This is a genomic window from Streptomyces sp. NPDC001728 (genome assembly GCF_040297565.1).
Taxonomy (GTDB): domain Bacteria; phylum Actinomycetota; class Actinomycetes; order Streptomycetales; family Streptomycetaceae; genus Streptomyces.
The window spans coordinates 171,989-184,744 of record NZ_JBEOZK010000011.1 but is presented as its reverse complement, the minus strand read 5'-3'; the positions used below and the strand labels follow the sequence as shown (position 1 = coordinate 184,744).

15 protein-coding genes are annotated in these 12,756 nt (G+C 71.7%); 8 read left to right on the top strand and 7 right to left on the bottom strand.

Annotated features, from left to right (window positions below; translation table 11 throughout):
• Positions 1-13: 13 nt before the first annotated feature.
• Positions 14-850 (bottom strand): M23 family metallopeptidase, encoded by an 837-nt coding sequence (locus tag ABT154_RS18910; RefSeq protein WP_351857967.1) that lies wholly within the window; start codon positions 848-850, stop codon positions 14-16.
• 164 nt (positions 851-1,014) lie between these two features.
• Between ABT154_RS18910 and ABT154_RS18905 the strand changes: the two genes are divergently transcribed.
• From ABT154_RS18905 to ABT154_RS18895, 3 genes are all read left to right on the top strand, one after another.
• On the top strand, positions 1,015-1,413 hold the full coding sequence (locus ABT154_RS18905) for a DnaJ family domain-containing protein (protein ID WP_351857966.1): 399 nt from the start codon (positions 1,015-1,017) through the stop codon (positions 1,411-1,413).
• A 42-nt stretch (positions 1,414-1,455) separates the two neighbouring features.
• Positions 1,456-1,971, top strand: coding sequence for a mycothiol transferase (locus ABT154_RS18900; RefSeq protein ID WP_351857965.1), 516 nt, complete (start codon positions 1,456-1,458; stop codon positions 1,969-1,971).
• 118 nt (positions 1,972-2,089) lie between these two features.
• The gene (locus ABT154_RS18895; RefSeq protein WP_351857964.1) at positions 2,090-2,362 is read left to right on the top strand and encodes an FG-GAP repeat domain-containing protein; all 273 of its coding nucleotides are present in this window, start codon (positions 2,090-2,092) and stop codon (positions 2,360-2,362) included.
• Here the strand turns inward: ABT154_RS18895 and ABT154_RS18890 are convergent.
• Positions 2,346-2,777, bottom strand: a complete 432-nt coding sequence (locus tag ABT154_RS18890) for an ATP-binding protein (protein ID WP_351857963.1) — start codon at positions 2,775-2,777, stop codon at positions 2,346-2,348. The two genes, ABT154_RS18895 and ABT154_RS18890, sit on opposite strands and share 17 nt — an antisense overlap.
• Positions 2,778-2,868: 91 nt before the next feature.
• Here ABT154_RS18890 and ABT154_RS18885 point away from each other — a divergent pair, with 91 nt between their 5' ends.
• From ABT154_RS18885 to ABT154_RS18870, 4 genes are all read left to right on the top strand, one after another.
• Positions 2,869-3,732, top strand: a complete 864-nt coding sequence (locus ABT154_RS18885) for a helix-turn-helix domain-containing protein (protein ID WP_351857962.1) — start codon at positions 2,869-2,871, stop codon at positions 3,730-3,732.
• Positions 3,729-4,031, top strand: a complete 303-nt coding sequence (locus ABT154_RS18880; RefSeq protein ID WP_351857961.1) for a DUF397 domain-containing protein — start codon at positions 3,729-3,731, stop codon at positions 4,029-4,031. Before ABT154_RS18885 ends, ABT154_RS18880 begins: the two co-directional genes overlap by 4 nt.
• 42 nt (positions 4,032-4,073) lie before the next feature.
• Positions 4,074-4,610 (top strand): GNAT family N-acetyltransferase, encoded by a 537-nt coding sequence (locus ABT154_RS18875; protein WP_351857960.1) that lies wholly within the window; start codon positions 4,074-4,076, stop codon positions 4,608-4,610.
• A 100-nt stretch (positions 4,611-4,710) separates the two neighbouring features.
• Entirely contained in the window at positions 4,711-6,738 is a 2,028-nt protein-coding gene (locus tag ABT154_RS18870; protein WP_351857959.1) for a serine/threonine-protein kinase, read from the top strand.
• A gap of 71 nt (positions 6,739-6,809) precedes the next feature.
• On the opposite strand, the gene ABT154_RS18865 is transcribed toward ABT154_RS18870, so the two are convergent.
• From ABT154_RS18865 to ABT154_RS18850, 4 genes are all read right to left on the bottom strand, one after another.
• A complete protein-coding gene (locus ABT154_RS18865; protein WP_351857958.1) occupies positions 6,810-8,060 on the bottom strand; it encodes a phenylacetate--CoA ligase family protein in 1,251 nt (416 codons plus the stop codon).
• 100 nt (positions 8,061-8,160) lie between these two features.
• A complete protein-coding gene (locus ABT154_RS18860) occupies positions 8,161-8,358 on the bottom strand; it encodes a hypothetical protein (protein ID WP_351857957.1) in 198 nt (65 codons plus the stop codon).
• Positions 8,359-8,491: 133 nt separating this feature from the next.
• A complete protein-coding gene (locus tag ABT154_RS18855) occupies positions 8,492-8,953 on the bottom strand; it encodes a Zn-ribbon domain-containing OB-fold protein (RefSeq protein WP_351857956.1) in 462 nt (153 codons plus the stop codon).
• Positions 8,953-9,402: a DoxX family membrane protein gene (locus ABT154_RS18850; RefSeq protein ID WP_351857955.1), complete on the bottom strand. Its 450-nt coding sequence runs from the start codon at positions 9,400-9,402 to the stop codon at positions 8,953-8,955. The genes ABT154_RS18855 and ABT154_RS18850 overlap by 1 nt, the downstream gene beginning before the upstream one ends.
• Positions 9,403-9,612: 210 nt before the next feature.
• On the opposite strand from ABT154_RS18850, the gene ABT154_RS18845 reads away from it, so the two are divergent.
• Positions 9,613-10,797 (top strand): flavin-containing monooxygenase, encoded by a 1,185-nt coding sequence (locus ABT154_RS18845; protein ID WP_351857954.1) that lies wholly within the window; start codon positions 9,613-9,615, stop codon positions 10,795-10,797.
• Between the two features lie 81 nt (positions 10,798-10,878).
• On the opposite strand, the gene ABT154_RS18840 is transcribed toward ABT154_RS18845, so the two are convergent.
• Entirely contained in the window at positions 10,879-12,636 is a 1,758-nt protein-coding gene (locus ABT154_RS18840; RefSeq protein ID WP_351857953.1) for an FG-GAP-like repeat-containing protein, read from the bottom strand.
• Positions 12,637-12,756 lie beyond the last annotated feature (120 nt).

Sequence of the window (12,756 nt, the reverse complement as noted above, 5' to 3'; positions counted from 1 at the left end):
CGGGGCGGGCCGGTCAGCAGTCGGGGATGACCGTGCCGTTGTTGTCGCGGGCCTCGTCGTTGCCCCAGCGGGACAGGTAGTACGCGGAGACGTACGCGCCGCGACCGTTCTTCCCGGCGTAGACGGTGTCCAGGTCGGTCCTCAGCCACCAGTGGTTGTAGCTGCCGGAGCCGCCGCGCACCTCCTCGCCCCAGACCTTGCAGGAGACGTAGTTCGTGCCCGCGTTCAGCACGCCCTGCGGGTCGTTCGTGTTCGCCTGGGCGTATCCGGTGGCGTTGGCGAAGGTGTCGACCCAGTACTTTCCGCCGCCCCCGCCCGAGCAGCCGTTGTCGCTGGTCAGAGACTTGGAGCCGTAGGAGCCGGGGTAGGGGGCGAGGGAGGCGCCGTTGATCGCGATGGGCTGGCCGACGCCGTTGTAGAGCTGCTCGTAGTGGATGTGGGCGCCGGAGCTGTTGCCCGTGCTGCCGGTGGTGCCGATCTGCTGGCCCTGGGAGACCGTGGCGCCGTTGGCCACCGAGTAGGCGTTGAGATGGAAGTAGTACGTCTTCCAGCCGCCGCCGTGCTCGATCGCGATGTAGTTGCCCGCGCCGTCCGGCTGGGAGTAGCGGTAGGCGGTGCCGGACGCCGAGGCGAGGACCGGGGTGCCGGCGGTGGTGCCGCCGTCGGAGCGGATGAAGTCGAGGGCCTGGCGGACCTCGGCGGAGTGGTGGCTGTAGGTCCAGGTCTGGCCGCAGGGGTAGGGCGCCTTGAAGAGGGGCGCGGCCTGGGCGGGGGTCGTGGTGACGAGCGCGGTGAGCAGGCCCGCGACGAGCGCGAGCAGAGTGCCGAGCGGGGTGATCCGGGCACGCATACGTCCTCCGGTACGGGGTGTGGGGCCCGGGAGTACAGGGCCGGGGAACGGGATCTCGACTGGGTCGACGCGCGTTGAACGGACCACAGCGTGCCGGAAGATCTCGTACCGCAGTAGTCGGCGAACACCACACCCGTTCCGAAGTGTTTACGTAGTCTGGACACATGACCGAACGCAAACCGCCGGGAGTGAGCTTCGAGTCGTTCGTGGACAAGCAGATCCGCGAGGCCTCGGAGCGGGGTGAGTTCAGCAGCCTGCCGGGATTCGGGAAGCCGCTCTCCGACGACCGGGCCCCGTACGACGAGCTGTGGTGGATCAAGGGCAAGATGCACCGCGAGGGCGGGGCCGTGCTGCCGCCCTCGCTGGCCCTGCGCAAGGCCGCCGAGGACGCGGAGGCGGCGGTGGCCGCGGCGGTCTCGGAGAGCCAGGTGCGCCGCATCCTCGGGGAGATCAACACGAAGATCGCCGAGGCCCTCGCGCGCCCGCCGGCCGGGCCTCCGCTGAACCTGCGGCCGTTCGACGTCGACGCGGCGGTCGAGCGGTGGCGGGCGGAGCGTTCCTGACCCCCGGCGGGCGGTCCTCGTGAGTCACCGGAAGGAGTCCCCATGAACAGCGCCGGTCTGCTGGCCGACTCGTTCGGACGGGTGCGGGAGGCCGTCCACGAGGCCGTGGACGGCCTCACCGACGACGAGCTCGCCGCCCGGATCGATCCGGACGCGAACTCGGTCGCCTGGCTCGTCTGGCACCTCACCCGGGTCCAGGACGATCACCTCGCGGACGCGTTCGGCCTGGAGCAGCTCTGGGACGCGGACGGCTGGCGGGACCGGTTCGGGCTGCCGTTCCCGAAGCGGGCGACCGGATACGGCCAGACGAGCGCCCAGGTCGGGGCGGTACGGGCCCCGGGCGAGCTGCTGCTCGGCTATCACGACGCGGTGCACGCGCGGACCGAGGAGCTGGTGCGGTCGCTGACGAACGCCGATCTGGACCGGATCGTCGACACCGCCTGGGATCCGCCGGTCACCCTGGGTGTCCGGCTGGTCTCGGTGATCGCGGACGATCTCCAGCACGCGGGGCAGGCGGCGTACGTACGGGGTGTGGTGGAGCGGCGGGAACGATCGTGACGAGTGCCGGGAGCGGCTGGTAGCGCCCGCCTCGATCGCCCTGCGCGCCGGAAGCTCGGCACCGGCTGGGGGACCTACACCCCGGATCACCGCCGTCGGCGACCTCGCCGGGGACCTCGTGGGCCGTGACCGGGCCGGGGTGCTCCGGCTCCACCTCGGCAAGGGCGACGGCACCTTCGCCCCGCGCATCCGGATCGGCGGCGGCTGGGGCGGCTTCTCGCAGCTCGTCGGCATGGGCGACGCGAACAACGACGGCCGGGGCGATCTCCTCGCCTACGGCCCGGCCGGCACGTACGTCTATGTGAGTACGGGCTCGGTGTCCGCGCCCTTCAGCCGGACACTGACGAACCTGTACGCGGGCGAGGGCGGCAAGTTCAACTCGCTGTCGTGACCCTGTTCCGCCCGGTCAGCGGGACGGTCGCCCAGACCGTCTTGCCGACGCGCCTGTCCCTCACCCCCCACGCCGACGCCAGCGCGGTGACGAGCAGCAGCCCGTAGCCGCCCTCGTCGGGGTTCTCGCGGGGTGAGGGCAGGCGCTCGCCCCGCGCGTCCGACACCTCGACCCGCACATGGTCGTCTCCCCGCCACATCCGCACCTCGAAGTCCCTCCCGGGCACCCGCCCGTGGGACGCCGCGTTGCTGGCGAGTTCGGCGACGACCAGCTCGGCGGCCTCACCGGCGGACCCGGTGAGGCCCCAGTCATGGAGCTGGTGCACGGCCAGCAACCGGGCCAGCCGGGCACCACGACGAGTGGCCGACAAGCGTAGGACGAACTCACCGGTTGGAGTGGAGGTTTCGGACTTCATGTTCCGGAGCCTGGCCCGCTGGCCGTACGCTGACCAGCAGCGACGCCACGACGCTGAGTAACTGTACGAGTACGCCAAGAAGGCGGTACGGATGTCGGGGAACGAGTCGGACCGGCCGGAACGGCCCTCCGAGGTGGACGGTACAGCGCACCTTTTCCGGGCGCTGGGGAAAATCATCAAGGTGCTGCGGAGAAACGCGGGCCTGAGCCAGGCGGAGCTGGCCGCCGTCACGCATTGCAGCGAAGATCTGATCTCCTCGATCGAGAGGGGCGTACGGGTCCCCCAGCCGGACTTCCTGCTCCAGGTCGACCCGGTGATCGGGGCGGGTGGGGTGCTGGCGGCGGCGGCGGAAGATGTGCGGGAGGCGGTTTCCCGGGCGCGGGTGCGGCACCCGGACTGGTTCCGGAGCTTCGCCAAGACGGAGGCGGAGGCGGTGGCCTTGCACTATTACGAGGTGCAGGCGGTGCCGGGGCTGTTGCAGACGCCCTCGTACGCACGCTCCTTGTTCGAGCACCGCCGACCCATGCTCGATGAGGCAACGGTCGAGAAACGGGTGGCGGACCGGATCTCGCGACAGACGCTGCTCGACACGTGGCCCCTTCCGACGATCAGCTTCGTCCTGGAGGAGGCCGTCCTGCTGCGCCCGTTCGGCGGCCCGAAGGTGCACCGCGAGCAGCTGCTGCGCATTCTGGATGTGGCCCGGCGGCGAACGATCGACCTCCAGGTCATGCCCCAGGACAAGAGCGAACACCCGTACCTGGGAGGCACCTTCACCCTGCTCACCCCGAAGGGAAGGCGCGAGGTGGCCTACACCGAGGTCTACGGTCATCCCCGGCTGATCACCGACCCCGAGGAGGTCCGTCAATATGTTGAGCGCTATGGGATCCTGCGGGCGCAGGCACTCACCAAGCGCGAGTCCCTGGATCGGATCGAGAAACTGCTGGGAGAGCAATGAACACCGCGGATCTGGCCTGGTTCAAGAGCAGCTACAGCAGCTCCGAGGGCGGCAACTGCATCGAAGTCGCCTACAACTGGCGGAAGTCCAGCTACAGCGACTCCGAAGGCGGCAACTGCATCGAAGTCGCCTACGACTGGCACAAGTCCAGCTACAGCAGCGGCGAAGGCGGGGAGTGCGTCGAAGTAGCCGCCCACCCCACCCTCGTCCACGTCCGTGACTCCAAGAACCCCCACGGCCCTCAGCTCGCCGTCGCCCCGGCCGCCTGGGCCGCGTTCCTGGACGGGGCGGTCGAATAATGCCCCGACAACCCCTCACGCCCTGCCCTATCGTCGCCCGCGATGAACAACCAACCTTCCCTCCCCCGCCGCGTCCGCTTCGTCGAGCTGAACGCTAAGGCCCTTCGGGCGCTGTCCGAGGGCGACCTCGCCGGAGGCAGCGCCGAGGCCGGGGTCGCCCTCGACCCGCACTTCGTCGGCGACCGGGCCCGCTGGATCTTCGGCTACCGCGCCGACCAGCTCGAAAGGGACCCGTCCGCCGCGCCCTGGATCACGCGCGCGGCGGTGTCCGAGCCGGACGGGACCGTCATCGGTGACGCCGGGTTCCACGGTCCGCCGGACGAGTCGGGTGTGATCGAGATCGGCTACACCGTCGTGCCGGAGCAGCGCCGCCGGGGCTACGGCCGCGCGATGGTGCGGGCGCTGCTCGCGAGGGCCGCCGCCGAGCCCGGGGTCAGGACCGTGCGGGCCACGATCGCCTCCGACAACCTGGCCTCCCTGGCCACCCTCGCGGGCTTCGGCTTCGTCCGGGCCGGGCAGCGGGAGAACGACAAGGGCGAGATCGCGTACGTCTTCGAGTTGCCCGCCGACCGCCAGTGAAGACGCCCGTGACCTGCGCCGCAGCGAGTTCAACCACAGTATGGAAACAAGCACTTGACGTGCGTTCAGATCGCAAACGGCCTCCGCTACTCTGAGGCCCATGCAGGGGGAAATGGAAACCAGTTCTAGTTCGGACAGTTTGGGCGGCAGCGGGGCCATACCGCTGGAACCGGGGGATCCACGACAGATCGGCGCCTTCCGGCTGCTCGGTGTCCTCGGGTCCGGAGGCATGGGACGGGTCTATCTCGGTGCCGTGCCCGGGAAGTTCGCGGCAGTGAAGCGGGTACTTCCCGTGCTCGCCGAGGACACCGACTTCCTGAACCACTTCGGCCACGAACTCGACAACCTCGCCCGGCTGCCCGCCGGCGCCAACACCAAGCTGCTGGCGAGCGACCGCACGGCCAAGCCGCCGTGGTTCGCGACCGAGTTCATCCCCGGCATCACCCTCAACGAGGCGATCCGGCTGAACGGCGGCCCGCTCCCGGCCGAGGCCCTCTGGCGGCTGCTGCACCACGCGGCGGCCGGGCTCGGCGTCGTCCACGGCGCCGACATGGTGCACCGCGACCTCAAGCCGTCCAACGTCATGCTCACCGGCCCGGGTCTCTCCCTCATCGACTTCGGGGTGGCCCGCGCCGCCGACCAGAGCCGTCTGACGAAGACCGGCATGGTCATCGGCACCCCCGCCTACATGGCGCCCGAGCAGGCGGTCGCGGACCGGCGGCTGACCGGCGCCGCCGATGTCTTCGCCCTCGGCAGCCTCCTCCTCTACGCGGCCAACGGCCGCCCGCCGTTCGGTGACGGCTCCGGCCCCGACCTGCTCTACCGCGTCGTGCACGGCGAGCCCGAGTTCGGGAAGCTCACGGAGACCGATCCCGAGCTGGCCGAGCTCATCAAGACCTGCCTGGAGAAGGATCCGGCGGACCGGCCCACCGCCGCCGAACTCGTCGAGCGGACGGCCGGGCGGGCCGAGGGCGTGGCGTGGCCCGCCGCCGTCGGCGAGCGGATCGCCGAGCGGGCCGTGTTCGCCGCCGAGACGCCCACGGCCGAGCACCTGGCGGAGCTGGCGAAGGCCGAGCCCGCCGAGGACGTGGCCACGGCCTCCCTCACCCCGCAGGCGGGCTCGAAGGAGCCCGCCACCGCGTCGCCCGACCAGATCGGCGTCCTCACCGGCACCGTCGGCTCCGGGCGGCGGGAGAACAAGCGGCGCAACCGGCTCATCATGCTGGCCGTGCCGGTGGTCCTGGCGACCGGCACGACGCTGACGGTGGCCCTCGGCCCGTACCAGATCGGCCGGCTCGGCGCGGCGGGGCCCGCCACCACGCCGCCGTCCACGGTGGCCTCGCAGCCCGCGAACGTACCGCCGTCGTCCGCTCCCGGCTCGCCCTCGGCGAAGACCCCGGGCGCCAAGCCCTCCTCGCAGCCCCCGGGTACCACCCCCGGCGCACCGCCCCCGGCCAACGCGGCGGGTGGCGGTGCGGGCGGCACGGGCACCCTGCCCGGCGGCGGAGGAGGCGCGGCGGGCGGCGGCTCCGGTTCGGGTTCGGGTTCCGGCAGCGGGTCCGGTTCGGGCAGCGGCTCGGGCAGTGGCAGCGGTTCGGGCGGCGGGGGCACGACCGCCCCGGCCGGCGGCGGTTCGGCGCCCAAGCCCACCACCCGGCCGCCCGCGCCGAAGCCGACGACCCAGCGGCCCACGCCCCCGCCGTCGACCGGCGGCTCGACGCCCTCGGGGACGTACTCCATCAAGAGCGTCTCCAACGGGGAGTGCCTGGCCGAGACCAACCCCGGATACGCGATCCTGGCCTACACCGCGCCGTGCGGTGAGCCGGCCACCAGCGGCACGATCTCCTACGCCTGGATCTACCGGGCCCAGGCGAACGGCACCTTCCGGCTGGTCAACCAGCAGTCCGGCCACTGCCTCCAGCCGGGCGGCACGCCCGGCTTCACGGCCAAGACCTGCAACGGCTCCAGCCTCCAGTCCTGGAAGATCAACAGCAAGTCGTCCGCCGGCATGACCATCAAGAACATGAGCAGCGGCCAGTGCATGGTCGCCGGACCGCCGTTCATGATGCAGTACACCTGCGACCCGAGCAGCAGCACCCAGCTCTGGAAGAACGTCTCCCCGGTCTAGGCACTGTCCGATGATTGGTCTCGTGGTTGGTCCCGGTGGGACGGCGGATGCGGCATGGGGCCGCCACGAGGTCAAACGGTCAGCGTTTCGGGCAGCGCGCCGGGAGCGTACGGAACCACCTGGATGTCCTCCGGCAGTCGCGCGGCGATCCTCTCCACGACCTTGCGCGTCTCCTCCGGCCACAGCCGGGGAGAGAAGCGCAGCTCCACGTGCAGTCGGGGGCCGTCCTTCTCCGCCGAGATCCGGAAGCGCGGGCTGCCGATCTCGTGGCTGCGTTCACGCAGCACGGTGATGGCGTGCCCTTCGTGGCCGACGGCGACTTCTGGAAGGTCGCAGACCGCTGCGAAGCAGTCGGCCGGCGTGAGGACGTGGGAAGTGCCGTCCCGAGGTACGCAGTCCTGTTCGCGCCCCAGAGGGCGAAACCCGGACTCACCCCGCAGCGGGCACGGTTCCCCAGCCAGTTCCACCAGGTCGCCAGGGCGATAGCGGATTCTCGGTTCCCACTGGACATAGGGGTGGAAGGCCGTGACGGCCAGAGTGCCGCGCTCGCCCGGCGCGACGTGTCGCCACGGGCTGCCCGGAGTCAGCACCTCGCCCACGCAGGAGGGCGGCAGGTGATGGTACGTGCAGGTCGCACACCAGGCGGCGTTACACATCCGCATCTCCGAGAAGCCGTACACGGGGCGGATCTCGGCCCCCCACCATGCCTCCAGGCGCTCCTTCCAGCGAGGCGACAGTATGTGCTTGCCGACCTCGACGGTCTCGACGCCGAAGCGGTTCAAGCTGCCGTAGCGGTCGAGCATCATGACGGTGAGGTCCTTGATGTTCCTCAGGGTCCCGGAGAGCAGTCGCACGGGAGCACCTGTGAACTCCGGCCCCTCCTGCGCGAGGATGCGCGCGGCGAGTTCGAGGCGGTCCGGGCCGACGACTGGTACGACGGTCGCGTCGGGGCCGTAGCCGAGACCCGCGACGACCCCGTGGCTGATGCCGATCAGGTGCAGGGACCGCGGACCGCCGCGGACGGCTCCGGAGTCGCGAAGGAGGGCTTCCCGCTCACCGGGCGTGGAGTAGAAGGTCTTCGGGGTCCCGGTCGTCCCGTTGGTGAAGCCCAGGTCGGCCTCACGGGGCAGACCGGTACGCAGCTCGGGACGTGCGCGCAGCCATGAATCGGCGTCCATGACGGGGAGCGCCGTCAGGAGCTCGGCGGCCGAGTCCGGCCCGATGCCCCGGGAAGGAAGCAACTGTCGGTAGAACGGGCTGTGTTCGCGGAGATGAGTCAGCGTCTTCGCCAGCATGGCGAGACGGTGTGCGGTGATGCTCATGAAGGCCCCTCCGGGCGGTGGACCGACGCGGATACCGGAGCGGGCCGCGCCGGGCGGCCCCGAACTCACGGATCGCACCTGCCCGGCGGGGCGGTCCCCGTCAGTAGCAGTTGGGGGTGACCGACCACAGCTGCTGGGCGTCCGTCTGCACCGTCGGAGACACGGTCATCCAGCAGCGGGCTTCGACCTGCGTGTCCGTGTTTCCTGTCGCGGCGACCGCTCCGAGGGCCGCGCTGGCCCCGAGGCCGGCGGCGGCGAGGGCGACGGGAACCTTGCGACGCAGCGAGTCGTTGAGCACGGATCACTCCAAGTGTCTTGTAAAACACGGGAGATCACTACTCGTGATCTTGATGGATCGCGCCGAATATATAGTCGGCCGCCATCTCGGTAAAGGGGTCGGATCGACCCTGTGGCGCCGCAGCCACGGGATGCTAGGCGACCGCTTCCCGGGCCGGCCCGCTCGATCCGGCGGCAGCGGCCGTGAAGACCGGCACCGTCACCACGCCCGCCGAGCCCTCCGCCCCCTCCCTCCGGAACGCCACCCGCAGTTGCATCCCGATGCGGAGGTCGTCCTCCGCCACGTCGACGACCTCCGTCATCATGCGCGGCCCCTCCGCGAGGTCGACCACGGCGGCGACGTACGGGACGCGCTCACCGAAGGGCGGGAGGTCGTTCCGGTGGACGACCGACCAGGTGTAGAGGGTGGCCCGGCCGCTCGCCTCCTCCCAGCGGGCGTCCTCGCTCCAGCAGTGGGGGCAGAACTCGCGCGGGTAGTGGTGGACGCGGTCGCAGGCGGCGCACCGGCGCAGCAGCAGCCGGCCCTCGGCGGCGGCGTCCCAGTAGGGGCGGGTGAAGGCGTCGATGTCCGGGAGGTTCGCCGGGGTTGCCGTCATCAGAAGAGTCCGATCGCGGAGTCGAGGGACCAGGTCTGCCAGGACATGGCGAGGAGCGCGACGAGCGAGATCAGCGCCATCATCGCGTTCTGCCCCTGCTCGGCCCAGTCGTGGATCATCAGGACGAGGTAGAGGAGGTTGAGGAGGAGGCCGCCGACGAGGGCGACGGGGGTGAGGAACCCGACGACGAGGCCGAGTCCCAGGGCGAGTTCGGCGTAGACGACGACGTACGCCATGAGCTTGGGGCGCGGGGCGACGACGGCCTCGAAGCCCTTCTTGACCTGCGGCCACTTGTGGTTGCCCGCGACGTCGGCGGCCCAGGCGATCCCGGTGCCGCGCTCGAACCAGCCCTTCTTGTCCTTGTGGCGCCAGCTCTCCAGCCACCACAGGCCGAGGCCGATGCGGAGGACGGCGAGCCATTCGGCGCCGGTGAGCCAGACGGTCTGCATGCGCGCGTCCTCTCGACAAGCCTTATCTGACGGTACGTCAGTTCAGCGCAGGGCGGGCGGGGAGCGCAAGAGGTGGGACGCCGGGGCGGGGTCCGCGTGCGACCGGGCGGGGACGCGGAGCGTGGGACGCGGGCGCGCGTGACCCATTCGCAACCGAAATCCCTCTCGGCCGAGACCCACAACGTGTACACGTCATTACGCTCAGCATTCATGGCCACCACCCCCTCGCCCTCCTCCGCCCACCCCGTCTACGTCATCGGAGGCGGCCCCGGCGGACTCGCGGTCGCCGCCTCGCTGCGCGAGCGGGGCGTCCGGGCCGTCGTCCTGGAGAAGTCCGACGCGGTCGGCGCCTCCTGGCGCACCCACTACGACCGGCTGCGGCTGCACACCACCCGGCGCCTCTCCGCCCTCCCCGGACTGCGCATCCCCCGCTCCTTCGGGCGCTGGGTCGCCCGCGCGGACGTGGTGCGCTACCTGGAGAAGTACGCCGAGAAGCACGAGCTGGAGGTCGTGACGGGCGTCGAGGTCCTCCGCGTCGACCGGGCCGGCGGGGACTGGATCCTGCACGCGACGGGCGGGCGGCGGCTCACCGCGAGCGCGGTCGTCGTGGCCACCGGCCACAACCACACCCCGATCCTGCCCGAGTGGCCCGGCCTCACCGCGTACGAGGGCGAGCTGAGCCACGCCCGGACCTACCGCAACCCGGAGCCGTACGCCGGGAAGGACGTCCTCGTCGTCGGCATCGGCAACACCGGCGCGGAGATCGCCGCCGACCTCGCCGGGGGCGGGGCGAAGCGCGTCCGGCTGGCCGTGCGGACCGTCCCGCACCTCGTGCGCCGGACGACGGCCGGCTGGCCCGCCCAGCGCTCCGGCATCCTCGTCCGGCGGCTTCCGGTGGCGCTGGTGGACCTTCTGGGCGGGCTGGTGGCCCGGTTCGCGTCGCCGGACCTCCGGGCGTACGGGCTGCCCCGGCCGGACACCGGCCTCGCCACCCGGCAGCGCGAAGGCGCGATCCCGGTGCAGGACGTGGGCCTGATCGCCGCCGTACGGGCGGGCCAGGTCGAGATCGTGGCGGCCGTGGAGGACCTGGACGGCCCGGACGTGGTCCTCGCGGACGGCACCCGGATCACCCCGGAGGCCGTCATAGCGGCGACCGGCTACCGGCGCGCCCTGGAACCGCTCCTGGGCCACCTGGACGTCCTCGACGACCGGGGCAGACCGCTGGCGCACGGGGCCCGCTGCCCGCGCGAGGCGCCGGGGCTGTACTTCACGGGCTTCACCAACCCGATCAGCGGGATGTTCAGGGAGCTGGGGATCGACGCGGAGAAGATCGCCCGGCGGATCGCGCGGCGGGCGGGGCGGCCGGAGCGGTCACGGCGGTCGCGGGCCGCGTGAGGTGCGTACGACGGTGAAGGCGGTGCCCCGCCCCCCGGGGGAACGGGGGCGGGGCACCGGCTGATCCCGGGGGGAACGGGATCAGAACGTGGTGAGGCCCTTCCAGCCCCAGCCGATCTTGACGCGCGGCGAGAGCTCACCCGCGCCGTCGCCCGCGTACCGCCACAGGTCGCCGGCGGCATCGAGGGCGATCACGTCGGAGACGCCGTCGCCGGTGAGGTCCCCGACGCCGGTCAGCCGCAGGCCCTTCCAGCCCCAGCCGATCTTCGACCTGGCGCCCATCTGCATCGCGTAGGAGTACAGGTCGCCGTTGCCGGAGACGGCGAGGACGTACCGGTCGCCGGACTTCCCGATCGGGCCGACACCGGTCAGGCGGTAGGAGCCGAAGTCCCAGCCGACGCTCTTGGCCGCCTGGAAGCCGCCGCGCCCGTCACCTTCGTACTGCAGCAGCTTGCCCGCCGGGTCGACGGCCAGGAGGTCCGGGAAGCCGTCGCCGGACATGTCGCCGGCCCCGGTGATCCGGAGGTTCTGCCAGCCCCAGCCGATCTTCACCTTCGGCTGCGCGTTGGGAAACCTGTCGCAGTGCATGGCGACGCGCCAGAGCCCGCCGGAGGGGTCCTGGGCCACCACGTCGTCACGGCCGTCGGCGTCGATGTCGCCGACGGCCGTGAAGCGGTAGCCCTTCCAGCCCGAGTCGAACTGCGCGCCGGCCCTCAGGCCCCCCGCGCCGTTGCCCGGGTAGCACCGGAGCCGCCCTGCGGTGTCCACCGCGAACACGTCGGGGATGCCGTCCCAGTCGTAGTCGTGACCGGTGGCGCCGTAGGGGGTCGAGCCGGGCGCCGGGGCCCAGGAGATCCCGGACGCCGTCGCGTCGGGGCCGGAGACCACCTTGTCTATGACGACACCGTTCAGGGACCTGACGGTGGCCTGCTGCCGGGCGCCGCCGGCGAGGTAGACGAGGTTCCGGCCGTCCGGGGACCAGTCGGGCGACGTGACGTCCTGACCGTTGGTGCGCGTGTACTCGTGGCCGCTGCTGAGGGTGCGGACGTGGACGTCGGAGGTGCCGTCCTCGGCGTTGGTGAACGCGAGCTCCCATGCCTCGGGCGAGAACGCCGGGTGCTGCCCCCGGGTGACGGGCTTCGGCTCGCCGCCCTTCTCCGGGTCCCAGAAGTGGATGGTGTCGCCGCGCACGAAGGCCACGCGGCCGTCCCAGGCCACGTCGACCTGCCCCTCCAGGGTGTTCGCCGGGGTGGGGAAGAGGTACTGGAGCGGACCGTTGGAGCCGAGCGTCATCCGCATGACGCGGGTGCGGTCGTGGCCCGGCTTGGCCCGGAAGCCCAGGTAGAGGCTCTTGCCGTCGGCGGACCAGTCGAGTTCGTCGAGCACGCCGTCCGGCTCGTCGACGTCCTTGCGGACCATGCGGGCGTCGCTGCCGTCGGCGTTCGCCGTCCAGATGTCGGCGAGGCCGTCGTTGCTGATGAAGGCCATCCGCAGGCCGTTCGGCGCGTACGCGACACCGGTGATCTCCGCCGCGGGCACCCGCGGGCCGGGCACCAGCTCGCGCCGGTCCGTGCCGTCGGAGTTGACCGAGACCAGGGTGCTGGTGCGGACTCCGTTCACGTCCTTGTGCTCGGTGAAGACCACGCGGGGCTTCGGGGGCGCCGGGGCGGCGGCCCGGGCGGGCGCCGCCGTGACCGCGGCGAGCGCGGCGGAGGAGGCGAGGACGGCCAGGGCGGTACCGAGGGCGCGGCGGCGGCCCGGGGTGCGGGTGGTGGTGCCGGTCCGGGTGCGGGTGGTGGTGCCGGTCCGGGTGCGGGTGGTGTGGGTGGTGCGGTTCAAGAAGCCCCCCCAGGGCCGAGCCGTCGGACACGAGGAAGTTCATGTCCTCGGACGCTGTTCGTTCCTTGTCGGACGCCGTGCGTTCGTCGTCGTCCAGAAGGTGAGACCGCCCGAGCCTCC